This is a genomic window from Allostreptomyces psammosilenae (assembly GCF_013407765.1).
Classification (GTDB): domain Bacteria; phylum Actinomycetota; class Actinomycetes; order Streptomycetales; family Streptomycetaceae; genus Allostreptomyces; species Allostreptomyces psammosilenae.
The window spans coordinates 416615-441900 of sequence record NZ_JACBZD010000001.1; the positions used below are offsets into that span (position 1 = coordinate 416615).

At 73.7% G+C, this 25286-nt stretch carries 21 protein-coding genes; 14 read left to right on the forward strand and 7 right to left on the reverse strand.

The window, feature by feature from the left end; genetic code table 11:
- The first annotated feature begins 27 nt into the window (after positions 1 to 27).
- From steA to FHU37_RS01620, 5 genes are all read left to right on the forward strand, one after another.
- Positions 28 to 1209: a putative cytokinetic ring protein SteA gene (gene steA / locus FHU37_RS01600; RefSeq protein ID WP_179812430.1), complete on the forward strand. Its 1182-nt coding sequence runs from the start codon at positions 28 to 30 to the stop codon at positions 1207 to 1209.
- Entirely contained in the window at positions 1206 to 2312 is a 1107-nt protein-coding gene (locus tag FHU37_RS01605; protein ID WP_179812431.1) for a copper transporter, read from the forward strand. Before steA ends, FHU37_RS01605 begins: the two co-directional genes overlap by 4 nt.
- A 67-nt stretch (positions 2313 to 2379) precedes the next feature.
- Positions 2380 to 3519, forward strand: coding sequence for a hypothetical protein (locus FHU37_RS29205; RefSeq protein ID WP_312892372.1), 1140 nt, complete (start codon positions 2380 to 2382; stop codon positions 3517 to 3519).
- The gene (gene murJ, locus FHU37_RS01615; RefSeq protein WP_179812432.1) at positions 3516 to 5231 is read left to right on the forward strand and encodes a murein biosynthesis integral membrane protein MurJ; all 1716 of its coding nucleotides are present in this window, start codon (positions 3516 to 3518) and stop codon (positions 5229 to 5231) included. The genes FHU37_RS29205 and murJ overlap by 4 nt, the downstream gene beginning before the upstream one ends.
- A gap of 35 nt (positions 5232 to 5266) precedes the next feature.
- A complete protein-coding gene (locus tag FHU37_RS01620) occupies positions 5267 to 6460 on the forward strand; it encodes a glycosyltransferase family 4 protein (protein ID WP_179812433.1) in 1194 nt (397 codons plus the stop codon).
- A 48-nt stretch (positions 6461 to 6508) separates the two neighbouring features.
- Here the strand turns inward: FHU37_RS01620 and FHU37_RS01625 are convergent, their stop codons facing one another.
- From FHU37_RS01625 to FHU37_RS01635, 3 genes are all read right to left on the reverse strand, one after another.
- Positions 6509 to 7228 carry an SRPBCC family protein gene (locus FHU37_RS01625; protein ID WP_179812434.1) on the reverse strand — a complete coding sequence of 240 codons (720 nt, stop codon included), beginning with the start codon at positions 7226 to 7228 and terminating at the stop codon, positions 6509 to 6511.
- A gap of 2 nt (positions 7229 to 7230) precedes the next feature.
- Positions 7231 to 7905 (reverse strand): ArsR/SmtB family transcription factor, encoded by a 675-nt coding sequence (locus FHU37_RS01630; protein ID WP_179812435.1) that lies wholly within the window; start codon positions 7903 to 7905, stop codon positions 7231 to 7233.
- 1362 nt (positions 7906 to 9267) lie between these two features.
- Entirely contained in the window at positions 9268 to 11178 is a 1911-nt protein-coding gene (locus FHU37_RS01635) for a glycerophosphodiester phosphodiesterase (protein ID WP_179812436.1), read from the reverse strand.
- 315 nt (positions 11179 to 11493) lie between these two features.
- Between FHU37_RS01635 and FHU37_RS01640 the strand changes: the two genes are divergently transcribed.
- Positions 11494 to 13794 carry a LamG domain-containing protein gene (locus FHU37_RS01640; RefSeq protein WP_179812437.1) on the forward strand — a complete coding sequence of 767 codons (2301 nt, stop codon included), beginning with the start codon at positions 11494 to 11496 and terminating at the stop codon, positions 13792 to 13794.
- Positions 13795 to 13952: 158 nt separating this feature from the next.
- Here the strand turns inward: FHU37_RS01640 and FHU37_RS01645 are convergent, their stop codons facing one another.
- Complete coding sequence (locus tag FHU37_RS01645; protein WP_179812438.1) at positions 13953 to 14708, reverse strand: hypothetical protein; 756 nt, start codon at positions 14706 to 14708, stop codon at positions 13953 to 13955.
- A 259-nt stretch (positions 14709 to 14967) separates the two neighbouring features.
- On the opposite strand from FHU37_RS01645, the gene FHU37_RS01650 reads away from it, so the two are divergent.
- A complete protein-coding gene (locus FHU37_RS01650; protein WP_179812439.1) occupies positions 14968 to 15399 on the forward strand; it encodes a hypothetical protein in 432 nt (143 codons plus the stop codon).
- Here FHU37_RS01650 and FHU37_RS01655 read toward each other — a convergent pair.
- Together FHU37_RS01655 and FHU37_RS28820 are read right to left on the reverse strand one after the other, a co-directional pair.
- On the reverse strand, positions 15381 to 15917 hold the full coding sequence (locus tag FHU37_RS01655) for an ATP-binding protein (protein ID WP_179812440.1): 537 nt from the start codon (positions 15915 to 15917) through the stop codon (positions 15381 to 15383). The two genes, FHU37_RS01650 and FHU37_RS01655, sit on opposite strands and share 19 nt — an antisense overlap.
- Positions 15914 to 16294, reverse strand: a complete 381-nt coding sequence (locus FHU37_RS28820; protein WP_179812441.1) for a hypothetical protein — start codon at positions 16292 to 16294, stop codon at positions 15914 to 15916. The genes FHU37_RS01655 and FHU37_RS28820 overlap by 4 nt, the downstream gene beginning before the upstream one ends.
- 145 nt (positions 16295 to 16439) lie before the next feature.
- Between FHU37_RS28820 and FHU37_RS01665 the strand changes: the two genes are divergently transcribed.
- From FHU37_RS01665 to FHU37_RS01675, 3 genes are all read left to right on the forward strand, one after another.
- Complete coding sequence (locus tag FHU37_RS01665; protein ID WP_179812442.1) at positions 16440 to 17246, forward strand: helix-turn-helix domain-containing protein; 807 nt, start codon at positions 16440 to 16442, stop codon at positions 17244 to 17246.
- A gap of 14 nt (positions 17247 to 17260) precedes the next feature.
- On the forward strand, positions 17261 to 17449 hold the full coding sequence (locus FHU37_RS01670) for a DUF397 domain-containing protein (RefSeq protein WP_376773879.1): 189 nt from the start codon (positions 17261 to 17263) through the stop codon (positions 17447 to 17449).
- A gap of 207 nt (positions 17450 to 17656) precedes the next feature.
- Positions 17657 to 18922 carry a beta-ketoacyl-[acyl-carrier-protein] synthase family protein gene (locus tag FHU37_RS01675; RefSeq protein WP_179812444.1) on the forward strand — a complete coding sequence of 422 codons (1266 nt, stop codon included), beginning with the start codon at positions 17657 to 17659 and terminating at the stop codon, positions 18920 to 18922.
- A gap of 27 nt (positions 18923 to 18949) precedes the next feature.
- On the opposite strand, the gene soxR is transcribed toward FHU37_RS01675, so the two are convergent.
- Positions 18950 to 19534, reverse strand: coding sequence for a redox-sensitive transcriptional activator SoxR (gene soxR / locus FHU37_RS01680; RefSeq protein ID WP_179812445.1), 585 nt, complete (start codon positions 19532 to 19534; stop codon positions 18950 to 18952).
- Between the two features lie 150 nt (positions 19535 to 19684).
- Between soxR and FHU37_RS01685 the strand changes: the two genes are divergently transcribed.
- The 4 genes from FHU37_RS01685 to FHU37_RS01700 all read left to right on the forward strand — a co-directional run bounded on the left by FHU37_RS01685 (position 19685) and on the right by FHU37_RS01700 (position 25256).
- Positions 19685 to 20278, forward strand: coding sequence for an NADPH-dependent FMN reductase (locus FHU37_RS01685; protein ID WP_179812446.1), 594 nt, complete (start codon positions 19685 to 19687; stop codon positions 20276 to 20278).
- Between the two features lie 141 nt (positions 20279 to 20419).
- Positions 20420 to 22153 (forward strand): ABC transporter ATP-binding protein, encoded by a 1734-nt coding sequence (locus FHU37_RS01690; protein WP_179812447.1) that lies wholly within the window; start codon positions 20420 to 20422, stop codon positions 22151 to 22153.
- A gap of 167 nt (positions 22154 to 22320) precedes the next feature.
- Positions 22321 to 24228, forward strand: a complete 1908-nt coding sequence (locus FHU37_RS01695) for an ABC transporter ATP-binding protein (protein WP_179815952.1) — start codon at positions 22321 to 22323, stop codon at positions 24226 to 24228.
- Between the two features lie 119 nt (positions 24229 to 24347).
- The gene (locus FHU37_RS01700; RefSeq protein WP_179812448.1) at positions 24348 to 25256 is read left to right on the forward strand and encodes an ABC transporter permease; all 909 of its coding nucleotides are present in this window, start codon (positions 24348 to 24350) and stop codon (positions 25254 to 25256) included.
- The last annotated feature ends 30 nt before the right edge of the window (positions 25257 to 25286 follow it).

Consider the following 25286-nt stretch of genomic DNA (forward strand, 5'->3'; position numbering starts at 1 on the left):
CCGCGTGGCAGGATTGACCGGGTGAGGATGCCTACGCTGCCCCGGAGGACGCGCCCCGTCGCCGACGTCGACGGAACGTCCGGCGTGGTGCGGGTGGACCGCCGCACCAAGAACCTCACCAAGCGGCTCCAGCCCGGAGACATCGCCGTCATCGACCACGTGGACGTCGACCGGGTGGCCGCCGAGGCGCTGGTCGCCTGCCGGCCGGCCGCCGTGGTGAACGCCGCCGCCAGCATCAGCGGCCGCTACCCGAACCTCGGGCCCGAGATCATCGTCTCCGCCGGCATCCCGCTGCTGGACAGCGTCGGCTCCGGCGTGCTGCAGCGGGCCCGCGAGGGCGCCGTGATGCACATCGACGGCAACGTCCTGTACGAGGGCGACTCCCCGGTCGCCGTCGGCACGCTGCTGGACAAGGAGCACCTCGACGCCGCCATGGAGGAGGCCCGCGCGGGCCTGTCCGAGCAGATCGAGGCCTTCGCCACCAACACCCTGGAGTACATCAAGGAGGAGCGCGACCTCCTCCTCGACGGCGTCGGCGTGCCCGACGTGCGCACCGACCTGGAGGGCCGGCAGGTCCTCATCGTGGTGCGCGGCTACCACTACCGCGAGGACCTGGTCACCCTGCGCTCCTACATCAAGGAGTACCGGCCCGTCCTGATCGGGGTGGACGGCGGCGCCGACGCGCTGCTGGAGGAGGGCTACAAGCCCGACATGATCATCGGGGACATGGACTCCGTCTCCGACGCCGCGCTGCGCTGCGGCGCCGAGATCGTGGTGCACGCCTACCGCGACGGGCGCGCACCCGGCATGGAGCGCCTGGAGCAGCTCGGCGTCCCGGGGATCGCCTTCCCGGCGACCGGCACCAGCGAGGACATCGCCATGCTGCTGGCGGACGACAAGGGCGCGAGCCTGATCGTGGCCGTCGGCACCCACGCCACGCTGGTGGAGTTCCTCGACAAGGGCCGCGCGGGCATGGCCAGCACCTTCCTCACCCGGCTGCGGGTCGGCGGCAAGCTCGTGGACGCCAAGGGCGTCAGCCGGTTGTACCGCAGCCGGGTGTCCACGACCTCGCTGCTGCTGCTGTGCGCGGCGGCGCTACTGACCATCGCGGTCACCGTCCGGCTGTCGCCGATGGGCCGGGCCTACTACCACGTGTTCGGCGGACAGTGGGACTCGTTCGTCTTCTGGCTCCAGGGGCTCTTCACTTGATCAACTTCCGGTATCACGTCGTCTCGATCGTCGCGGTGTTCCTGGCGCTGGCCCTCGGCCTGATCCTGGGCGGCTCGCTGCTCAACCAGGCGGCCTTCGAGGACCTCTCCCGGCGCGTGCAGGACCTCAACGAGGAGGCGGAGGAGAACCACGAGCAGATCAACGAGCTGACGCAGGCGCAGCAGTACCGGGACAGCGTCATCCGCGAGCTGACCCCGACGATGGTCGATGGCACCCTGACCGGGCACACCACCGTGATCGTCTCGCTGCCCGGCGCGGACAACGACACCGTCGGCGCCATGCGCTCGGTGATCGAGGAGGCCGGCGGCCAGGTCAGCGGCACCGTGCGGCTGTCCGACGCGTGGTCCGACCCGAACGGCGACGACGCCTTCACCGGCCCGCTGGACACCCTGGGCCTGGCGGACCTCGCCGTGGACGGCCAGGACGACCCCACCGCGCAGCAGCGCGCCGCCCAGGCCCTGGCCGACGCGGTGACCGGCGAGGCCGCCGACCCCGCCGCGGGCCCGGCCGACGGCAGCGCCGGCGAGGCCTCCGCCGCCCCCTCCGACGCGCCCCCCGGCTCCACCGACACCGCCGACCCGCAGGACGGCCCGGAGCAGACCGACGGCGCCACCGGCACCGACGGGACGGCGGCCACCGGCCCCGCCCCGGCCGACGTGCTGGAGGCGTTCGCCGACGCCGACCTCGTCGACATCGACGGCGACCCGGCCGCCGGCGCCGACACCGTGTACGTGGCCGTCCCGCCGCGCGGCGCCGACGACTCCGACGAGGCCGTCGAGCAGGCCGCCACCGCGCACCAGGGCTGGATCAACCTGGCCGCCGCCGTCGACTCCGACGCCTCCGCCACCGTGCTGGCCGGCCCGGCCTCGGCCGCCCTGGAGCGCGGCTTCCTCAAGGCCGTGCGCGACGACGGCGACTGGTCGAACAGCTACTCGACGGTGGACTCCGCCGACACCCCGGCCGGCCAGGTCGCCGCGGTGTACACGCTGGCGGCGGAACTCGGCGGCGCCGAGTCCGGCCACTACGGTGTGGATGACACGGACGGCCCGCTGCCGCGCATCCCCGAGGGGATCGAGCAGTGACCGCGGCCACGACCGTGCACGGCACCACCACCGGACCGCTTCCGCAGCCCTCCGAAGGGACCGACCAGTGACCCGCCGCGCGACCTCCCGCCCCGCCGCCACCGCCGCCCCGGCCCCGGAGACCGCCGCCCCTGGCACGGGCGCCGGCGCCACGCCCGGCCGCGCCACCGGCGGCCGGGCCGGCACCCTGCTCGCCGCCGTCGGCGCCGCCCGCACCGCCTGGGCCGCGCTGACCCGCCGGCCGCCCGGCGAGGCCGTGCACTGGGAGCGCACCAACTACAGCGGCCGGGTGCTCACCCTGCTGGAGGGCCCGTCCGCCGCCCTGGCCACCGGCGCCGCCATCGCCACCGCGCCCGGCCTGCCCGGCCGGGTGCGCGCGGCCGGCGTGCTGGCCACCACCGTCGCCGGCGCCCTCGGCACCTACGACGACCTGGCCGGCACCGGCGCCCGGCGCGGCTTCCGGCAGCACCTCGGCGCGCTGGCCAAGGGCGAGGTCACCTCCGGCGCGGTCAAGCTGTTCGGCATCGGCGCGGCCGGCCTGGCCGCCGGCGCCCTGCTGAAGGAGCGGCCGGTGGACAAGCTGCTCGCCGGCGTCGTCATCGGCGGCACCGCCAACCTGATCAACCTGCTCGACCTGCGGCCCGGCCGGGCCGGCAAGGCCGTGCTGCTCAGCGGCGTGCCCACCGTGCTGCGCGGCGGCGTCGGCGGCACCGTGGCCGCCGCCCCGGTCGGCGCCGCCGCCGCGCTGATCGGCGAGGACCTCGGCGAACGCGCCATGCTCGGCGACGCCGGGGCGAACGCCCTCGGCGCCGCCCTCGGCGTGGCCTCCGTCGCGAACTCCTCCCGGGCCGGCCTGCTGGTGCGGGCCGGCGTGCTGGTCGCCCTCACCGCCGCCAGCGAGCGGATCAGCTTCACCAAGGTCATCGCCTCCGTCCCGGCGCTGCGGGCCGTCGACGAGTTCGGCCGCCGCCCCCAGCCGCCGGCCGACGCCCCCACCTCGGCCCCCGCCCGGGCGGGGGCCGAGGCCGACGCCGAGCAGGACGCCCTGCCGGACGCCGTGCAGCCCGCTGCCCCCGCGGCCGGGCCGGAGACCGAGGCGGACCTCGCACCCGCGCTCGGCGCCGGCACCGGCGCCGCCGGCTTCGCCGCCGAGTTCGAGGCCGGCCTGGACACCGAGCCGGAGGCCGGCGGGGCCGGTACCAGATGACCGCGGCCGCCACGGCGCGGCGCGTCGGCACCGGACTCGCCGGGGCGGCGCTGCTCATGGGCGTCGTCACGGTCTTCGCCCGGCTCGCCGGGTTCCTGCGCCAGCTCGTCTTCAACGGCACCGTCGGCGAGACCAACCTCGGCCAGGTCTACTCGGCGACCAACGCCGTACCCAACATCGTCTTCGAGGTGGTCGCCGGCGGCGCCCTGGCCAGCGTCGTGGTGCCCCTGCTGGCCGCCCCGATCGCGCGCGGCGTCACCGACGCCCGCGCCCGCGCCGAGGCCGGCGCCATCGCCTCCGCCCTGCTCACCTGGTCGGTGACACTGCTGGTGCCGGCCGCCGCGCTGGCCTGCCTGGCCGCCGGCCCGATCGCCCGGTTCCTGCTCGGCGACGGCGGCACCGACGGCGGCAGCGGCACCGCCACCGTGCCCGGCGCCCACGAACTCGCCGTGCGGATGCTGCTGGTGTTCCTCCCGCAGATCCCGCTCTACGGCCTCGCCGTGGTCAGCGGCGGCATCCTCCAGGCACACGGCCGCTTCCTGCCCTCCTCGCTCGCCCCCCTGATCTCCAGCCTGGGCATGGCCGTCGCCTACTCCGCCTACGCCGCCACGGCCGGCGACGCCACCGGCGACGACCTGCGCGCCCTCGGCCGCGACGCCGAACTCGTCCTCACCCTCGGCACCACCGGCGGCGTGCTCGCCCTCGCCCTGTGCACGCTGCTGCCGCTGCGCTCCACCGGACTGCGGCTGCGCCCCACGCTGCGCTTCCCGGCCGGCACCGCGGCCAGGGCCGGCCGTCTCGCCATCGCCGGCGTCGCCACCCTCGGCGCGCAGCAGCTCGCCATGCTCACCGTGGTCAAGCTCTCCGCCCAGGGCACCACCGGCGCCCTGGTGACCTACCAGAACACCTGGATGGTCTACCTGCTGCCGTACGCGGTGCTCGCCGTGCCGATCGCCACCAGCGCCTTCCCCCGGCTCAGCGCCCACGGGGCCGAGGGCGACACCGACGCCTTCGCCCGGCTCGCGGCCACCACGACCCGGGCCGTGCTGCTGGTCGGCTTCGCCGGCGCCGGCCTGCTCGCGGCCACCGCGCTGCCGGTGGCCCGGGTCTTCGACGCGGCCGGCGCCGGCGACGTCGGCTGGCAGGTGATGGCCCGCGCCCTGGTCGCCTTCGCCCCCGGCCTGGTCGGCTACGCGCTGATCGCCCACCTCGGCCGCGCCCTCGGCGCCCTGGGCCGGCCGGGACCCGCCGCCGTCGCCACCGTGCTCGGCTGGGCGGCCGTGGTCGCCGCCGACCTGGCGCTGGTGCGGGTGGTCCCGCGGGAGTGGCTGGTGGCCGCGCTTGGCTTGGGCAACACCGTCGGCATGACCGTCGCCGGGGCGCTGCTGCTGCGCGCCGTCGCCGTGCACTCCGGGCGCGCCGCGCTCACCGGGGTGGTGCGGGCCGGCGCCGCCGGGGGTCTCGGCGCGGTCTGCGGCGGCGCCGCCGGCTGGGCCGTCGCGGCCGGCGCGCAGCGACTGCTGCCCGGCGCCGACGGCATCCTGACCCCGCTGGCCGTCGGCCTGCTCGCCGCACTGGTCGCCCTGGCGGTGTGCGCCGCCGTGGCGCTGCCGCTGGCCGGCGACCAGGTGCGTTCCGCCCTGGCCGGACGCGCCGGGCTCGGGCGGCTCGGGCGGCTGGCCCGCCCGACCCGGCCCGGAGGGGGGAACTGACAATGGCGGAACCCGCCGGATCGAAGGAGGACGCGATGGCGCACTGGACGCAGGCCGGGGTGGGCGGCGGACACCCTCGCGCCGCCGGCCGGAGCAGCAGCCGGGACACCCGCACCGGGCCGCTGCGCGCCGTGCTGGTGCTGGCCGGCAGCACCGGCGGCATCGGCACGCACGTCCGCTCGCTGGCCGAGGGCCTGTCCGCCCGTGGCGTGACGGTCACCGTCTGCGGGCCGCGCGCCACCCAGCAGCGCTTCGACTTCACTGGCGCCGGCGCCTCCTTCACCGCCGTCGAACTCGGCGGCGGCCGGCGCGGCACGGGCGACGTGGCGGTGCTGCGGGAACTGCGCCGCGCCTTCGCCGGGGCCGACGTGGTGCACGCCCACGGCCTCCAGGCCGGGCTGCTGGCCGGCCTGGCCCGCCGCGGCACGCCGGCCGTCCCGCTGGTGCTGACCCTGCACAACGCGCTGCTGGCCGGCGGGGCGAAGGGCGCGGTGCTGCGGATGGCCGAGCGGCGCGCCGTGCGCGGCGCCGACATCGTGCTCGGCGCCTCCTCCGACCTGGTGACCGGCGCCCGCGCGGCCGGCGCCCGGGACGCCCGGCTGGCGCCCGTCGCCGCCCCGCCCCTGCCGCCGGCATCCCGGGTGCGCTCCCAGGTGCGGGCCGAGCTGGGGCTGGACCGCCCCGGCCAGGAGGAGCGTCCGCTGGTCGTCGCGGTGGGCCGGCTCGCCGCGCAGAAGGACTACCCGACGCTGCTGGACGCCTCCCGCGCCTGGCGCAGCCTCGACCCCCGCCCGCTGCTGGCGATCGCCGGGGACGGCCCGCTGCGCGAGGAGCTCCAGGAGCGGATCGACGCCGACGCGCTGCCGGCGCGGCTGCTCGGCCACCGCGACGACGTGGCCGACCTGCTGACCGCCGCCGACCTGGTCGTGCTGACCAGCCGCTGGGAGGCCCGCGCCCTGGTGGCCCAGGAGGCGCTGCGGGCGGGCGTCCCGCTGGTCGCCACCGCCGTGGGCGGGATCCCGGAACTGGTCGGCGAGGCCGCGGCGCTGGTGCCGCCGGGCGACGCCGAGGCCGTCGGCCAGGAGGTGGCCGCGCTGCTGGCCGACCCGCGCCGCCGGCAGCGGCTGGCCGAGGCCGGCCTGGAGCAGGCGGAGAGCTGGCCGGACCAGAACGACACGGTCGTGCAGGTGCTCAGCGTCTACGACGAGGTCCGCGCCACCCTGGCCTGAGCCCACGACTGGGTTGCGGTGGCGCCTGGCCCGACCCGCCGGCCGGCCTCAGCGGCCGGCCGGGGCGTACACCCCGTCGAACCAGGACTGCCAGGCTCGCCGGGTCGCCTCGGCGTCGACGTCGTCGGCGAACAGGTGCATCGAGACCCCCACCCGCCAGCCGAAGGCGTTCCGGCCGAAGAAGCGGTACAGCCCGTCGTCGGTGCGCAGGCCCAGGAAGTAGGGGGTGCGGTAGTCCACCTCGGCCTCCTTCGCGGGCAGGCCGGGGATCTCCAGACGGAGCCGCTGGCCGGCGGCCGCGTCCTCCTTCAGGCCCAGCTCGCGCAGCAGGACCTCGAACGCGCCGGGGTCGGCCGCGGCCTCCGGGGAGGCCAGGTCGAGGTAGGTGGCCGGGCGCCCGGGGAAGTGGCGCAGGTACTGGCCGAGGGTGTGCAGGTAGAAGTCGGTGTGCTTTCCGGTGGCGTCGTACTGGGTGTCCCAGTCGTCGGTGAACACGCCGCTGTGCACGTAGCGCAGCACGGCGGTGCCGCCCTCGCGGCCCTCGATGAGGAACTCCAGCGCGTTGAACCAGCCGTCCTCGCCCTCCTCGCGGACCGCGTAGCGCCGGCCCGGCTCCCAGGCGAGGACCCCGGGGGCGGTCGGCCCGGTGGTCGCGTCGCCCTCCTCGGGGAACAGCCAGGCCGCGGTGCCCGTGGTGACGGCCTCGAAGACCGCCTCGGGGCTGGCGGGCAGGACGACCTCGCGGCGGATCTCGAATTCCCTGGCCATGATCACTCCTGTGTGCTGCTGGTGCTGGTGCTGGTGCTGGTGCTTGGGTTGGTGGCGGCCGTGCCGCTGGTGGCGCTGATGGGTGTGCCGTCCGCGTCGCGGGTGATGCTGGGATGCAGGGCGACGACGATGCGGTGCGGTCGGCCGCCCGGCGCGGTGGTGTCGTGGTACTTGCTGATCAGCGACTTCACGGCGTCGCCCAGCTCCTCGGCGAAGGCGGCGCGGTCGGCCGCCGAGGCGAAACGGACCTCGCCGTCGATGGCGAACGACGCCAGGCGCTGCCGGGCCGCCCGGGCCCTGGTGATCAGCTCGCCGACCTCGCGCACCAGCCGGGCGGCGAGGGCGAGCAGCCACTGCGCGGAGAGCTGGTCGGTGACCCGCCCCGGCTCGGGCGCCACGGCGGGCAGCGCGGCCGGGGAGATCACGTAGGAGGCGGCGGTGGCCCTCAGGATCCGCTCGGTGACGTTGCCCTTGCGACGTTCCTCGACCAGCTCCACCAGACCGTGTTGTTCCAGGGCGCGCAGGTGGTAGTTGGCCTTCTGCCTGGTCAGCCCGACCTGGGCGGCCAGGGTGGTGGCCGAGCCCGGCTCGGCGAGCGCGGCCAGCAGCCGGGCTCGGACCGGGTCCAGCGTGACCTCCGCGACGGCCGGATCCTGGATCACTTCGACGTCCTTCACGCTTCCCAGACTGCTACCGAAAAGAAAAATTGTCAAGGCAGGAAGTGTTGTCGGTGCTGTTCTGAGCTGTTGACCGTTCGTCGGTGGGGGCGCGCGAGGAGGCGGGACGGACAGGGCGGGGAAGCGGATCCGGAGCACACGGAGAGAGGGGCGGCCGAAGCCGGTTGGCTTCGGCCGCCCCTCTCTCCGTGTGCTCGCCCTGCGGATGGGGCTCCGACCGGAGCCGCAAGCGCGCTGCCGAGACGGTGGCGCTCCTGGCCACCTGCCCACCCGTGGCGCGCCCGCGGGTGGGCAGGTGGCCAGGAGCGCCCACCCGTGGCGCGCCCGCGGGTCGTGCGGCCTGCCCTGTTGGCGGCCAACCGACGAGCCGCGCCGCAGCCGTCGCGCCGATCGCGCCGATCGCGTTGATCGCGACGCCTGCGGGGTTCCCGCCGCCGCCCCTCCATGGGTACCCGACCGGTGCCTGCTCGTCCGGAACATGCCAGGCCGCTCCGCCGACCACCCCACCTGGCCCGGGAGGACCCCCTGTTTTCAGGATCCCACGCGGCGATGACGGAGCGCAGCCCCCTACTTCCCGCCTGTGGATAACTCGCACCCGGATCGCGCTGGGTCGCGCCCGGATCGTGCCTGGGTCGCACCCGGATCGTGCCTGAGTCGCGCCCGCCGTGCCTGGGTCGCCTGTCTGTGCCCGCTGCGGCCATTTCCGGGGTGAGTTATCCACAGGCCGCGAGAGGGGGGATGCGCTTGGTAATCCGCAGGTGGGATCCTGAAAACAGGGGGTCCCCCAGGCTGGTGAGGGCTCCTGGGAAGAACGATGGCATGTTCCTGGCGGGAAGGGGGCGGCCTCACCCGTGCGCCGTTCCCGGCGGGTATGCAGGGCCCGCGTCCCCTGCGCCGTAACCCGACCGGCCTCCGGGGGCCGCAAAGGGGCGGCTGCCGGGCATCCCCACCGGCAACAACGGCGTGGTTGCTGGGCGTCCCTCCCACCAGCCACAACTGCGCGGCTGCCGGGCGTCTCTCCTGGCGGCCGCAAGAGCGCGGTTGTCGGGCGTCCCTCGCCCGGGCTGCAACGGCGTGGTTGCCGCGCGTCCGTCCCCCTCGGCTACAACGGCGCGGCTGCCGGTCATCCGTCCCCCGGCCGCAAAGGGCGGTTGCCGGGCGTCCGTCCCCCGGCCACAACGGTGCGGCCACCGGGCGTTTCTCCCGGTGGCCGCAAAGGGCGGTTGCCGCGCGTCCGTCCCCCACCCACAACGGCGCGGCTGCCCCGCGTCCCTCCCCTCACCCGCAACGGCGCGGTTGCCCGGCATCCCTCCCGCCGGCCGCAAGGACGCGGCCGGCGGGAGGGACCGGCGCAAGGATCGCTCAGGCCTCGCCGAGCGCCCGCGCCTCCTCGGCCAGTCGGCGGGCGAGCTCGGCGTCCAGTTCGGCGCCCGCGTGCTTGTCCGCCCAGTCGGCGAGCTTGTCGTAGTCGGCGGCACCGATCATGTCGATCATCTTCTCGGTGTCCTTGGCCGACGCCTCCGCATCCAGCACCAGCCGCACCAACCCGGTGACGGACGCCTCCAGGGTGAACGAGGCCGTCGCCGTCGCCGTGCCGCCCGCCCCGGTGGCGGTGGCCGCCACCACGTGCTGCCCGCGCTCCATCGTGGCCAGGTCCAGCTCGGTGCCGGCGGCCACCTCCTCGCCGTCCACGGTGATCCGGACGTCCTCGGCGTCGGTCGCCAGCGCGTCCACCCGCACCCGCTGCGCCCGGTCCAGCACCGTGCCGTCGGCGAGCCCGGCCAGTCGCACGGTCGGCTCGGCGGCCACCGGCTCCTCGACCCGCGGCGCGGCGTTCCACCCCACCAGCTCGGCCGGCCGGTTGGTGATGATGCCGTCCACCCCGGCGGCGTCCAGAGCCTCCCAGCGAGCCGGGCTGTCCACCGTCCACACCATCACGGCCACCCCGGCCGCGTGCAGCGCGTCCACCACGTCCGGGCGGGTGGCGAGCGCCGCGTCGGACGGGTTGTACGCGGACAGGCCCAGCTGACGGCTGATCGCCACCGGGTCCGCGTCCAGCGTGGAGCGCAGCAGGCCGAGCGGCAGCTCGGGCGCCAGCTCGCGGGTGTACTGCAGGGCGGCGACCTCGAAGGACTGCACGAACACCCGGTCGGTCAGGCCGTAGGCGCGGATCAGCTCGACCAGCGTGGCGACCTCCTCCCGGCTGTGCGCCCCCTTGATCTCCAGCAGCAGGTCACCGCCGCGGGCCCGCAGGTCCTCCAGCACCGCCTCGAACGTCGGCACCTCCTCGCCGGCGAACGACGGCGCGAACCAGGAGCCGGCGTCCAGCGCGCCGATCTGGGCGGCGGTCAGCTTTCGCACCGCGCCGCTGCCGTCCGTGGTGCGGTCGACGGTGGAGTCGTGGATCACCACGGGCACGCCGTCGGCGCTGGGCTGGACGTCGATCTCCAGCAGGTCGGCGCCGGCCCGGCGGGCCACCTCGTTGGCCACGATGGTGTTCTCCGGCGCGGCGGAGGAGGCGCCACGGTGCGCGATCACCGTGGGCGCGGCGCCCGGCGGGCGGAGGTAGCCGTTGTCGCTCAATGGGGTGACCGTCACGTCGTCGAAGGATACGTGCGCCCCGTTGACCACCAGCCCGAGCCCTCCGTCGGCCGAGCGGGCCACCCGGGTGGTGCGCAGCGCCTCGGCGCCGTCGAAGAACCACCGGGCCTTGTTGCCGTGCACCTCGACGGCCAGGTGGACGTCCCGCCCGGTGCCGGCGGCGCTGGGCGCGGCGGCGGTGTCGGTGACGTTCCAGGTGTTGGCGGTGGTGCGCTGGGCGAACTCCAGCCCGTTGGAGGCGGTGCTGCCGGAGCGCACGGTGGCGATGGACCACGGGGTGGAGCCGTCGGCCGCCATGTCCAGCCCGAAGGCCGTCCACCGTGCGGCGTTCAGCACCGACTCGAAGCGCACCGTGGCCTCGATCCGGAAGTTCTCCAGGTGCGGGCCGAAGGTGATCCGGCTCTGCTGCGAGCTGCTGGAGGACGTCCCGTGCAGCCGTCCGTCGCGCACCGTCCACTCGCCCTCGACGGCCCGCCAGCCCGCCGGCAGCCCGCCACCCGAGAAGTCCTCGGAGATCACGGCGGCCGTCGGCTCGGCGCCGGTCGGAGCGTCGGCGGCCTGGGCGCCGACGGAGGAGGCGGTGGGCAGCAGCGCGGCCACGGCGGCGGCCACCAGGCCGGCCCGCAGGCCGCGTGACGACCACCCGGCACGAGTACGCAGATCGCTTGTCATGCCCGGGAAGCTAGGAACCCACCCCGAAGCCCGCGCCAACGCCGAACGGCCACGGCGTGAACACGCCTCGAACGCCCCGCATCGCGTGGATGGCGCCGTCGGGGCGGCGAGCCCCGCGGCGCGCCGGATGTGGCAGCGCTCTGTCCGCCTTGTCGCCAACCCACCCGCGAAAGCGCCATTTATGACCCTACGTCACCACGTGATCGCGAGGCGTTGATCACATGTTCATCAGAGCCGCTTCCGCAGGCGGCGTTCCCTGGGGGAAGCTGCCGCAGTTGCGTTGTCTGACGCGCCGTTGACGCGAAGGAGTGATACGTGGGAGAGGTTTCCTTGAGGGCCACGGTGCGGGGTCTCGCCGCAGCCGTTTTGGGCGGGGTGCTCGTCCTGCCCATGGCACCGGGCGCGGCGGCGTCCGTGTCCGACCCGGTCGGCGGAGCCGGCGCCGGGAGCGGCATCGACCTCGCGGCCGTGCCACCCCGGCAGGACTCCGTGCCGCCCACCCCGAGCCGCACCTTCCCGTTGGACGGGACGGCGGGGAGCACGCAGATCGACAGCTTCGGTGCCACATACTCGGCGGCGCTGCATGGCGGCGCCCAGCTCGGTGGTGAGGGCGTGCTGGGAACCGGGCTGCACCTGGACGGCGTGGACGACTACGCGCAGGCGCCGGGCCCGTTCCTGGACACCTCGGGCAGCTTCAGCGTGTCGCTGTGGGCGCGCCTGCCGGAGGAGCCCGTGGACGGCGTCGTCGTCGCCCTCGCGCAGGGCGGGACGGAGGGCCAGACCAACGCCGGTTTCCAGATCCAGTACGACTCCGAACTCGGTGGGTGGGTGTTCCGCCGCACCACCGCGCCCGGCGCGGATGGTCAGCAGGTGCGTGCCGTCCAGCCGGTCTGCCCGCCTGAGGACACCACTTGCCAGGACGCCCGCCTGGGTGAGTGGACGCACATCGTGGGTGTGAGCAACGCGGTGAGTCGGCAGAACCGCCTCTACGTCAATGGGGAACTCGTCTCCAAGGTGCCCTTCCTCACCCCCTGGGACGCCCGTGGCCCGCTGCACATCGGCGCCGACTGGTCCGCCGGCGAGGCGACCAACCACTTCCCGGGCGACCTGGACGAGATCGGCGTCTACGACTACGCGCTCTCCGGCGCCGCCATCGGCGAACTGCATGCCCACCGGCCCGTCCTCGACGGACACCCGGTCAAGGCGCACTGGCCGCTGGATGAACCGTCGTTCCTCACGTCCCTGACAGGCCGAGGCGCGACGGTGACAGCCCCCTTGTCCGGTGACGCCGTTCTCTTCACTCCCGGTGTCATCAGGGGCGCGCTGCGCCTCGACGGCAGTGGCGACTGGGCTTCCGCCGGTCGCCCGGTGGTCAACACCGCCAACAGCTTCTCCGTCTCGCTGTGGGCCCGGATTCCCGAGGAGCGGCAGGCTGGGGAGCTGACCGCGCTCTCCCAGGGCGGCGCCAACCGAAGCGGATTCCAGCTGTACCACTCGGCTGAACTGGGCGGCTGGGTGTTCCTCCGGGGCGACGCGGACACCACCGAGGCCGGAGACACCCGGGCCGCGCAGCGGGCCTGCCCCGCTGGAACGGCCGACTGCGCGCAGGCCGGGCTCGGGGAATGGACCCACGTGGTGGGGGTGTACGACCGGGCAGCGGCCGTGATGCGGCTGTACGTCGACGGCAGCGTGGTGGACGAGGTGCCGGCCACCTCCCCGGCCTGGTCCTCCTCCGGGGAGTTCCGGCTCGGTGACGTCCTGGTCGGGTCGAACCGCAGCGGGGACTTCCAGGGCGACCTGGACGACATCCAGCTCTTCGACCGGGCACTGACCGGACTGGAGGCTGAGACGCTCTTCGCCCATCGTCCCAGGGTCACCACCCACCTTCCGCTGAACGTCGCCACCGGAACCCCCGCGTTCACCCCCGACATCACCGGCCGGGGGAATGACGCCGTGCTGCACGGTGACGCGACGTTCGGTCGGGGCTACGTGGGACGAGGCAACGCGATCGTGCTGGACGGCGACGGCGACTACGCCTCGACCGAATCGGCGCCGATCGACACCACGAAGAGCTTCTCCGTCTCGATGTGGGTCACCGCGCCGGAGCGACCGCAGCAACGGGCCGCCGTGCTCTCGATGCCCGGTGAACACGACAGCGCCTTCACCGTCCGCTACGTGCCCCATGACACCGTCCCGCTGGACGCCGGGCGCTGGCAGCTGGAGCTGGGCGACGAGGACGCCCCCGAGCCTGATCCGACGCCGACGGTGGTGCAGCACACCAACTACCAGAGGAATTACAGGTGGAACCACCTTGCCGTGGTCTATGACGCCGTGGCGGGCCAGATCCGGCTGTTCGTCGACGGCAGCCTCATGCAGGTGGTCTGCGAGGATGACGATCCCGCCGACTGCACCGAATGGGCTTCCTGGCGTGCTGGCGTCAGCTCCTTCGCGGCGCAGGGCGGTCTCCAGCTCGGCCGGACGCTGACCGACGGGGTCTGGGGCGAGTACTGGACCGGCAGCATCGACGACGTGTGGACCTTCCAGGGGATCCTTCCGGACTCCGCGGTCCGGCAGCTGGCCAACTCCGGACGTGACGAGAACAGCAACACTCCCTGACCCACCGTCGCGTCACAGCGACACACCAGCACATGGCAGCGCGGTCCGGCCGGGCGCCCCATGCGGGCCCGACCGGACCGCGCTGTCTGCGAATCGCCGTTTTCCTGGTGGGTGCCACAGGACGGTGTCTGCTCCCGTCCCGCTGTTCCTCCGAACTGTCAGGAGCTCGGGCGGGCTTGGCGGGTGGCTCGGGAGGCTAGGAGGAGGGCGGCGGTGCCGAGGGCCATGGCTGTGGTGCCGGCGGCGAGCAGGGGGGTGTTGGGGGTGGTGCGGCCCGTCGCGGCGAGTTGGAGGGCCGGGTCGTTGGCGGTGGCGGGCGTCGTGCCGTCGGAGCCGCCGGGCGTCGGGGCGTCCGGGGCTGCGGAGGAGGGGGCGGGGGCGGAGCCGAGGGGATGTTCGCCGTTCAGCGGGCCGACGTGGACGAGCGTGCTGGCGGTGGCGACCACCTCGCCGTCGACCACGGTGCTGAAGGTCACGGTGCCCTGGTCGCCGGCCTCGGCGCCCGGGGCCGGGAGGAACTCCCACTCCCGGTAGTTGTCCTGGGGGGCCGCCGGGTACTCCAGGGGGTAGGCGCACTCGAACACCCGGGGGGTGTCGTCCCCGTCCAGGCAGGGGCCGCTGGAGAGGACGGCGACGCCCTCCAGTTCCGTGGCGTCCACCACCAGGACGTGGTCCTCGATGTGGGCGCCGGTCTGGTTGTAGACGCTCACGAAGGTGGAGTAGTACGGGTTCGGCGGTGCCGTGACCGGCAGGAGGACCTGCCCCGTGGCGGTGATCCGCACCTGGGGCGACTCGTTCGTGGAGGACGCGGAGGCCGGGGCGGCCGAGGCAGCCGCGGCGGTCGGGGCGGCGAGCGCGCCGTGGGCGAGGAGTGCGGCCGTCGCGATCACGGTGGCGGATCGGTGTCTGCGCATCTGTGGTTCCTCCAGGGCGCGTCGGTCGCGGGCCGTGCTGGCGCAACGCTGTTCGAGACTGACGTGATGCACCGTATCGGCGAGTGGGGCCGGACGTGTAGCAGGGAGGGGGATGGTGGCGGATTCGGGCGTTGATCGCCGGTAGCTGGCATGCTGCGAAAAGTCGTGCTGACGGGGTGTCGGAGCGGCGGTGCGCGGAGGCGGTCTCGCGGACGGGAGGCGAGGGATGGGGCGGCGGTGGGGTGGGGGAACCCGGGCTGTGGTTGTGGGGCTCGGCGTGCTGGTGTGCCTGGTGGTGCTGGGGGGCGTCGTGCTGGTGCGGACGTACGGGGGTGGCGGGGCGGAGGGGGATCAGCTGATCGGGGTGTGGGAGTCGGCGGACGGCCGTGCGCGGATCGAGCTCAACGCCGACAGCACCTTCCGGGCGGTGGGGTTCCCCGGGGACTTCGCGGCCGGGACCGCCGACCCGACGGAGCGGATCGACGGGGAGGGGACCTGGTCGGTGGGGCCGGGGGACTGGCTGGCCGACCAGGACCTGTACCTGATGTTCGACGCGAGCGGCGGCGGACGGCAGGGGTATCTGCTGGTGGCGCGGAACCTGGCGCGGGAGGGGATCTACGTGCCGGTGGGTGGGGGCGCGGATCCCGGTCTGGCGTACCGGTACACGCGGGTTCAGCAGTCGCCGGAGTGACGAGGGGCAGCGGGGTGAGGGGGGTGGGGGCGGGCGGCCTGCCGGGGGAGGGCCGTCGGTAGGACGGCCCAGACGGTGGTGCCGCCGGTGAGGTGGTGGACGCCCCAGCGGCCGGCGGTGAGTTCGTCGACGATGACCAGGCCGCGGCCGTTGGTCTCGTGGGGGTCCGGGTAGCGCGGGGCGGGGGTACCGGAGCCGGTGTCGGTCACGGCGATGCGGAGCAGGTCGGCGTCGCGGTGGAGGCGGAGGGTGACGTCTCCGGCGCCGTGCAGGACGCCGTTGCCGACCAGTTCGCTGACCACGAGGAGGGCGTCCGCGGGGGCCGTGACGCGCCAGTGGGTCAGGGCGGCGGCGGTGAGCCGGCGGGCGAGGGTGACAGAGGCGGGTTCGTTGCGCAGGCGCCAGTGGAAGTGGGGGAGGGGCGCGGTGGCGGCGTCGATCTCGTGGCGGAGGGCGGTCGGGTCCGCGTAGGTGGGAGGGATGGGGATGGTCAGGTGGTGGGGTGGGAGGGAGGTCACTGTCCGTTGGCCTTCGGGGAGTGCGGGGCGGGGAGGGAGATGACGGTGGCGTCGTGGGCTCTGGTCAGTGAGGTGCGCAGGGTGGCGAGTTCGGTGGGGGTGCCGAGGCAGCCGTCGAGGGTGAGGATGGTGCGGGCGTAGTCAATGCGCAGCAGCCAGCGGACGTAGGACCAGCCGTTGCGCTGGGGGAGCCGGACGGCGGCGTCCTGGTCGGTTACCCGGGAGGCCACGTGGAGGGCGTGGGCGGCGGCGTAGTCCTCGCAGGTCTTCTCGGCCGCGTCGAATGCTTCAGGGGTGAAGGGGCCGGCGAGGTAGAGGATGGCGGGACGAGAATTTTCGTCCGTCGATCGCTCGTTCGGGTGAGTGTTGTTTGCCACGCCGCTAACGATCCCCAGGCCTTTCTAGGCTCACCACGCGACCCGCTGATGCACTGGAGCACTTGTATCCGGGCAGCGGGAGCGGTGTATCCGGGATGGGCGTGACCCCCGGGGCGATCACGCGTTGGGTGGGAGGCAGACAGGAATGAAGCAGGACGACTCCACGGTCCTGGTGCGATGCGTGGGAGCGCAGGTGCGCATGCTGCGCGAGGCGGCCGGAATGACACGAGCTCAGCTCGGCAGACTCGTGGACTACTCTGAGCATCAGGTCAAGTCGGTCGAGATCGGCCAACGCATTCCGAGCGATCAGTTCATCGATAAGGCGGACGAGGTGCTGGGAGCGAAAGGACTCCTCACCGCGTTTCTCCCCTACCTGACGGAGGTGCGCTATCCCAAGTTCTTCGCGAAGTTCCCCGTCCTGGAGGCGAAGGCGCTCAGTGTGCACTCCTACCAAGCGATGCTGATCCCGGGCCTGCTCCAGACGGAGGAGTACGCCCGGGCGCTCTTCCGGACCGCCTTCCCGCCGCCGAGTGACGACGTGATCGAGAAGAGAGTCACCGCACGCCTGGACAGGCAGGAGATCCTGAAGCGCCAGCCGCCCCCTTTGCTGGGCTACGTGATCGAGGAGTCCGCGCTCCGCAGGCCCGTCGGCGGAGTCGGGGTGCTGAAGAGGCAGTTGCGTCGCCTGCTGGAGTGCGCAAGCATGCGGAACGTCTCCATTCAGGTGATGCCGACCGTGCAGGAAAACCATGCCGGCCTCAACGGCCCCATGGTTCTCCTGGAATTGCCGGATCAGGAGTTGGTCTACATCGAGAGCCAGGCCGACGGAATCTTCATTTCAGACAGAGCCAAGGTGCGTGCGATGAACCAGAGGTACGGGATCCTGCGGGCGCAGGCCCTCTCTCCGGGTGAGTCGGCGACCTTCATCGAGAAATGGATGGGAGAGCTGTGAACGGAGTGCGGAACGTGTGTGAGCCATCTGGGCTGGAGTGGTTCAAGTCGAGCTACAGCGACGATCGGGGGGCCGAGTGCGTCGAAGTGGCGATCGCGCCTTCGGCCGTGTACGCCCGGGACTCCAAGGACCCGGGCGGGCCCGCGCTGGCCTTCTCGCCGGCGGCCTGGTCGGCGTTCGTGGCCTTCGCATCCAAACAATGAATCACAACTGAACCATCCACCACAGCCCTCAGCCCCGCTGGCTGGGGGCTGTGGCGTTCCTCTGGGACGAACCTGGTCAAACTGTCTTCGGAGCCGCCCCCGCTCGGACACAATGCTGCTCGGCGGGCTCTGGTGATTTACATCCTGTCGCGGTGAGGGGGGAGGCAGGGCGCGTGCTCGCGCGCGCGTCCCGGAAGGAGCGCAGACGTGTCAACAGCGGTAGCTCGGGACGTCCTCGTCACCGGAGTCGGCTGCGTCACCCCGCTGGGCGCGGGCGTGCCGGCCACCTGGGAAGGACTGCTGAACGGCCGGTCCGGAGTCAGGCGGCTGACCGAGGACTGGGCCGACGCCCTGCCGGTCCGCGTCGCCGCCACCGCCCCCGACCCGAACCCGCCCTTACCCCGGGCCGCGCGCCGCCGCCTGGACCGCAGCACCCAGTACGCCCTCCAGGCAGCCCACGAGGCCTGGTCGGACGCCGGCCTGCCGCAGGAACCGAAGACGGGGAGCTCACCCGACCCTGAACGGCTCGGGGTGGTGGTGGCCAGCGCGGTGGGCGGCGTCACCACCCTGCTGACCAACCACGAGAAGTTCCTCGCGCGCGGCGCCCGCGCCGTCTCCCCCCACCTGGTGCCGATGATGCTGCCGAACGCGACCGCCGCCCAGACGGCCATCGCCTACGGCGCCCGCGCCTTCGCCCTCGCCCCGTCCGGAGCCTGCGCCTCCGGTACCGAGGCGGTCATCCAGGCGGCGGAGGCGATCCGCTCCGGGGCGGCGGACGTGGTGCTCGCCGGCGGCGCCGAGGCGCCGGTCTCGCCGATGGGCGTCGCCGCCTTCGCGGCGATGCGGGCCCTCGCCACCGACAGCAGTAACGATCCTTCGAGGGCCAGCCGCCCGTTCGGCAAGGGCCGCACCGGGATGGTGCTCGGCGAGGGCGCGGGCATCCTCGTCCTGGAGGCCGCCGAGCACGCCGCCGCCCGGGGCGCCCGCGCCTACTGCCGGATCGCCGGCGGCGGGCGCTCCGTGGACGCCTACGGGATGACGCACCCGCGCCCGGACGGCTCCGCCGCCGCCATGGCCATGATGCGCGCCCTGCGGGCCGCCGGGGCCGCTCCGGCCGAGGTCAGCCACATCAACGCGCACGCCACCGGCACCCCGGTGGGGGACGCGGCCGAGGCCGTGGCGCTCGGCCGGGTCTTCGGCGACGACCTGGCGCGCATCCCGGTGACGGCGCCGAAGTCGGCGACGGGCCACCTCCAGGCCGGGGCGGGCGCCGTCGAAACCGTCATCACCGCCCTGTCGCTGTACCACCGCACCGTCCCGCCCAGCCTGAACGCCGACGACATCGACGACGGCATCGGCTTCGAACTGGTCCGCTGGTCCCCGCGGCCCCTCGGCGAGGGGCGGCTGATCGGGGTCTCCAACTCCTTCGGCTTCGGCGGGCACAACGCGGTGGTGGTGCTGGCGCGGGAGTAGGCGCGCGGCGTTCCGGCGTTCCGCCGCCTACCGGCGGTTCGTCAGCAGTCGGCGCGGGCCGGGGCCCTCCTGGCCCAGCCGGTCGTAGGGGTTGAGCAGCATGCAGCGTTCCATCGACAGGCAGCCGCAGCCGACGCAGTCCTCGAAGTCGTCGCGCAGCTGGGCCAGGTAGCGCATGCGCTCCTCCAGCTCCTCCTGCCAGCGGCGGGAGAGCCGCTTCCAGTCCTCGCGGGTGGGGGTGCGGCCGTTCGGCAGGGTCTCCAGCACGGCGGCGACGTCCGCCAGGGGGATGCCGACCCGCTGGGCGATCCGGATGAGGGCCACCCGGCGCAGCACGTCGCGCCGGTAGCGGCGCTGGTTGCCGCTGGTGCGCCGGCTGCAGATGAGGCCCTGCCGCTCGTAGAAGTGCAGCGCCGAGACGGCGACCCCGCTGCGCGCCGCGACCTCACCGACGGACAGCTCCGCGCCCTTGGGCAGCGGCTCGTCACCGCACTCCGGTGCGCACTCCACGGCGTCCTGCGGTGCGCACTCCGGGACACACTCCACGGTGTCCTGCGGGGTGTACTCCGGGGTGCACTCCACGGCGCAGTCCTGCGTGGTTGCCTCGTCCATGCGGTCGGATCCTCCCGGTTGTCGGCTCGTTGCGATCCCATCCGATCATGTCCTGACGGCACTTGACCTTAACAAAAGTTGAGGTTCTACGGTTCTTCTCAGCCGCCGATCGAGCGATCGGGCGGCCCGAACACCGACGAGGAGAAGCCGATGTCCGACTCCACCACCGCCCCGTTCCGCCTCGCCGTGATCGTCGGCAGCACCCGGGAGGGACGCTTCGGCGAGACCGTGGCGAACTGGTTCGCCGAGCAGGCCCGGCAGCGCGCGGACATGGTCGTCGACGTGATCGACCTGGTCGCCACCCCGCTGCCGGCCGTCCTCACCAAGGAGCCCGACGAGGAGGACGCCCGGCTGCTCTCCGCCGTCTCACCGCGCCTGGCGGAGGCGGACGCCTTCGTGGTGGTCACCCCCGAGTACAACCACAGCTTCCCCGCCCCGCTCAAAAATGTGATCGACTGGCACTTCACGCAGTGGCAGGCTAAGCCGGTCGGGTTCGTCTCCTACGGCGGCATGGCGGGCGGCCTGCGCGCGGTCGAGCAGCTGCGCCTGGTCTTCGCCGAGCTGCACGCGGTCACCGTCCGGGACACGGTCAGCTTCCACAACGCCTGGAACGAGTTCGACGGGGACGGCCAGCCGAAGCGCCCGGAGGGATGCAACGCGGCGGCCAAGGGAATGCTCGACCAGCTCGCCTGGTGGGCGGGGGCCCTGCGCACGGCCAGGGCGACCCACCCCTACGGCGGCTGACCGCCCCGAAGCACGCCTGACCGTCCCGCACCACGCCTGACCGACCGCGGCGCCCACCTGGTGGCGGCGGTGGGGCCCGGGGAGACGCCCGCGGCCCACCGCCGCCACCATCGCCATGTCCAAGGAGATCCCGGAGTCCGTGTGCTGATCCGACTGCTGCGCACCCACTTGCGCCCCTATACCAGGCCCATCGCGCTGGTCGTGCTGCTGCAGTTCCTGCAGACGCTGGCCGCCGTCTACCTGCCGACGCTGAACGCCGACATCATCGACAACGGCGTGGTCACCGGCGACACCGGCCACATCCTGCGCACGGGCGGCGTCATGCTCGCCCTGACCCTCCTGCAGATCTCCTGCGCCGTCGGCGCCGTCTACTTCGGCGCCCGCACCGCGATGGGCGTCGGCCGCGACGTGCGGGCGGCGATATTCCGCCAGGTGCAGCGGTTCTCCGTCCGCGAGGTCGGCCGCTTCGGCGCCCCCTCGCTGATCACCCGCACCACCAACGACGTCCAGCAGGTGCAGATGGTGGTGCTGCTGGGGCTGCTGCTGATGGTGACGGCGCCGATCATGTGCGTCGGCGGCATCCTGATGGCGCTCAACCAGGACGTCCCGCTCTCCGCGCTGCTGCTGGTCATCGTCCCGGTGCTGATCATCGTGGTCTCGCTGATCGTGCGCCGGATGGCGCCGCTGTTCCGCTCCATGCAGGAGCGCATCGACACGGTCAACCGGGTCATGCGCGAGCAGATCACCGGCATCCGAGTCATCCGGGCGTTCGTCCGCGACGAGCACGAGCAGGCCCGCTTCGCCGACGCCAACCGCGACCTGATGACGGTGGCCACCTCCGCCGGCCGGCTGATGGCCTTCATGTGGCCGGCCGTGATGCTGGTGATGGACGCCTCCAGCGTCGCCGTGATGTGGTTCGGCGGGCAGCGCATCGACGACGGGCAGATGCAGGTCGGGGCGCTGATCGCGTTCCTGAACTACCTGATGCAGATCCTGATGTCGGTCATGATGGCGACCTTCATGCTGGTGCAGATCCCCCGCGCCCAGGTGTGCGCCGAGCGCATCTCCGAGGTGCTGGACACCGACTCCTCGGTCACCCCGCCCAGCAGCCCGGTCACGGCGCTACGCCGCCACGGCCACCTGGAGATCCGCGACGCCGAATTCCGCTACCCCGGGGCGGAGGAACCGGTGCTGCACGGCGTCAGCCTGGTCGCCCACCCGGGCCGGACCACCGCCGTGATCGGCTCCACCGGAAGCGGCAAGACCACCCTGCTGAACCTGGTGCCGCGGCTGTTCGACGCCACCGGCGGCAGCGTGCTGGTCGGCGGGGTGGACGTCCGCGAACTCGATCCGGCGACCCTCGCCCGCACGGTCGGCCTGGTGCCGCAGAAGCCCTACCTCTTCAACGGCACCATCGCGACGAACCTGCGCTACGGCAACCCGGACGCCACCGACGAGGAACTGTGGCACGCCCTGGAGGTGGCCCAGGCCCGGGACTTCGTCGAGGCCCTCCCGGAACGGCTCGACGCGCCGATCTCCCAGGGCGGCGGCAACGTCTCCGGCGGCCAGCGCCAGCGCCTGGCCATCGCCCGCACGCTGGTGGCCCGCCCGGAGATCTACCTCTTCGACGACTCCTTCTCGGCGCTCGACTACGCCACCGACGCCGCCCTGCGGGCCGAACTGGCCCGCGAGACCGGTGACGCGACCGTCGTGATCGTCGCCCAGCGGGTGTCGACCATCCGCCACGCCGACCGGATCGTCGTGCTCGACGCCGGGCGGGTCGTCGGCAGCGGAACCCACGACGAACTCATGGCAGACAACCAGATCTACCGGGAGATCGTGCTCTCCCAGCTCACCGAGCAGGAGGCGGCGTGACCACCACCGACCGAGGCCCCGGCCGCCCCGGCGCCGACGACGGGCCGAAGGCCGCCGGGCCTGCCGGGAAGGGCTCCGACCCGGTGAAGGCCGGCTCCGGGCCGACCCCCGCCCGGACGGTGCCGGCCCGCGGGCCCGGCCCCGGCGCCGGCGGACCGGGCGGCCCCATGCGCGGCGCCGGCGGACTGCCCACCGAACGCTCCATCGACTTCCGCGGCTCCAGCCGGCGCCTGCTGCGCATGATGGGCCCCGAGCGCCCGCTGATCGCGGCCGTGCTCGCCCTCGGCGTCATCGGCGTCTCCATGGGTGTGCTCGGCACCCGCGTCCTCGGCTACGCCACCGACCGGATCTTCGCCGGCGTCGTCGGCCGGAGCCTGCCCCCCGACACCACCCCGGAAGAGGCCGCCGAGGCGCTGCGGGCCCGCGGCGACGACACCCTCGCCGACATGGTCACCGCGATGGACGTCATCCCCGGCCGCGGCATCGACTTCGGCGAGGTGGGCACGGTGCTGCTCGGCGCCCTCGCCGCCTTCGTGCTGGCCTCCACCTTCACCTTCCTCCAGGGCCGGCTGACCACCACCATCGTGCAGCGGACGGCGTTCCGGCTGCGCGAGCAGGCCGAGACCAAGCTCTCCCGCCTGCCGCTCGGCTACTTCGACCGGCAGCCGCGCGGCGAGGTGCTCAGCCGCACCACCAACGACATCGACAACATCGGGCAGACCCTCCAACAGGCGTTCAGCCAGATGGTCACCTCCCTGCTCACCATCGTCGGCGTGCTGGCGATGATGCTGTGGATCTCCCCCCTGATGGCGCTGGTCGCCCTGGTGACCGTGCCCGTGTCGTTCTTCGTGGTGCGCGCCATCGGCCGCCGCGCCCAGCCGCAGTTCGTCAAGCAGTGGGCCACCACCGGCAAGCTCAACGCCCACATCGAGGAGATGTACACCGGGCACGCCCTGGTGAAGGTCTTCGGCCGGCAGCAGGAGGCCACCGACGTCTTCGACCAGCACAACGAGGCCCTGTTCACCTCCAGCTTCCGGGCGCAGTTCATCTCCGGCGTCATCCAGCCGGCGATGATGTTCGTCGGCAACCTCAACTACGTGCTGGTCGCCGTGATCGGCGGCCTGCGGGTGGCCTCCGGCGGGATGTCGCTCGGCGACGTCCAGGCGTTCATCCAGTACTCCCGGCAGTTCAGCCAGCCGATCACCCAGGTGGCGTCGATGGCCAACCTGCTCCAGTCCGGCGTCGCCTCCGCGGAACGCGTCTTCGACCTCCTCGACGCCGAGGAGCAGAAGCCGGACCCGGCCGAGCCGCTGCGCCCGGAGCGGGTGACCGGCCGGGTGGCGTTCGAGAACGTCTCCTTCCGCTACGAGCCGGACAAGCCGCTCATCGAGAACCTCTCGCTCTCCGTCGAGCCCGGCCAGACCGTGGCGATCGTCGGGCCGACCGGCGCCGGGAAGTCCACCCTGGTCAACCTCCTGATGCGGTTCTACGAGGTCACCGGCGGGCGGATCACCGTGGACGGGGTGGACGTCGCGAGGATGTCCCGCCAGGAGCTGCGCGGCCGCATCGGCATGGTGCTCCAGGACACCTGGCTGTTCGGCGGCACCATCGCGGAGAACATCGCCTACGGCGCCGCGGACGCCTCCCGGGAACGGGTCGTCGCGGCGGCGAAGGCCACCCACGCCGACCGCTTCGTCTCCACCCTCCCCGACGGCTACGACACCGTGATGGACGAGGAGGGCTCGGGCGTCAGCGCCGGCGAGAAGCAGCTGGTCACCATCGCCCGGGCGTTCCTCACCGAGCCGTCCATCCTGGTGCTCGACGAGGCCACCAGCTCGGTGGACACCCGCACCGAGGTGCTCATCCAGCGCGCGATGACCTCGCTGCGCGAGGGGCGCACCAGCTTCGTCATCGCGCACCGGCTCTCCACCATCCGCGACGCCGACGTCATCCTGGTGATGGAGTCGGGCCGGATCGTGGAACAGGGCACCCACACCGAACTCCTCGCCGCCGGCGGCGCCTACGCCCGCCTGTACGCCGCCCAGTTCGCCCAGGCGGTCGCCGAGGTCGACTGACCGCGCGACCGCCCCCACCAGGCGGAGGGTTCCCCGGATCCACGCGGCCCGGGAACCCTCCGCCGGGCCGTGGGGCGGCGGGATGCCGGCCGGCCCGCCGGGGCAGTACCCCTGGCATGATGAGCGACCTACCAGGTGGGGAAGCCGGAGCAGCTGACGTGCTGGTCCTCGCGGCGTCGGCGGCGGGGTCGGCGGCGTCGGCCGGCGCCGGGGGTGGGGGCGGGCCGGGGGCGGGGGGATCGGGGACGCTGCTGCCGCTGACCGTCGCCCTCGGCGTGCTGCTGGTCGTCCTGCTGCTGGCGGCGGCCGCGATCAGCGGATGGGGACGGCTGGGGCACGGGCGGGCCGTGCTGGGCGCCGGCGCGCGGGCGATCGCCCAGCTGGCCGTGGTCTCCGCGCTGATCACCCAGGTGGTCGGGTCGGTGCCGCTGACGCTGGCGTTCGTGCTGGTGATGTTCGCGGTGGCGACGCGGACGGCCGGGCGGCGGATCACCCCGGGCCGCGCCTGGGTGTGGGCCGGCGTGCCGATCGCCGCCGGCGTGGCCCCCGTACTGCTGCTGATGGCGGTGGCGGGGGTGCTGCCGACGCGCGGCATCGCCGTGCTGCCGGTGGCCGGCATCCTGATCGGCGGCGCCCTGACGGCGACGTCCATGGCGGGCCGCCGCTCCATGGAGGACCTGCGGCTGCGCCACGGCGAGGTGGAGGCCGCCCTCGCGCTGGGGCTGCTCGACCGGGACGCGCGGCTGGAGATCGCCCGCCCGGCGGCGGCCAGCGCCCTCATGCCCGCCCTGGACCAGACCCGGACGGTCGGACTGGTGACGCTGCCGGGCGCGTTCGTCGGGATGCTGCTCGGCGGGGCGTCGCCCGTCGAGGCGGGGGCGGTGCAGGTGTTCGTGTTGATCGCGCTGCTGGCGGTGGAGGCGGTCTGCGTGCTGGTCACCCTGGAGCTGGTCGCCCGGGGCCGGTTCGGCTCGCCGCGCGACGGCTCCCCCGCCCGGGGCGTGCGCTCGCGTCGCGGCGGACGGTGAGGGTGAAGGGGCGCGCGGCCGACCGGCCAC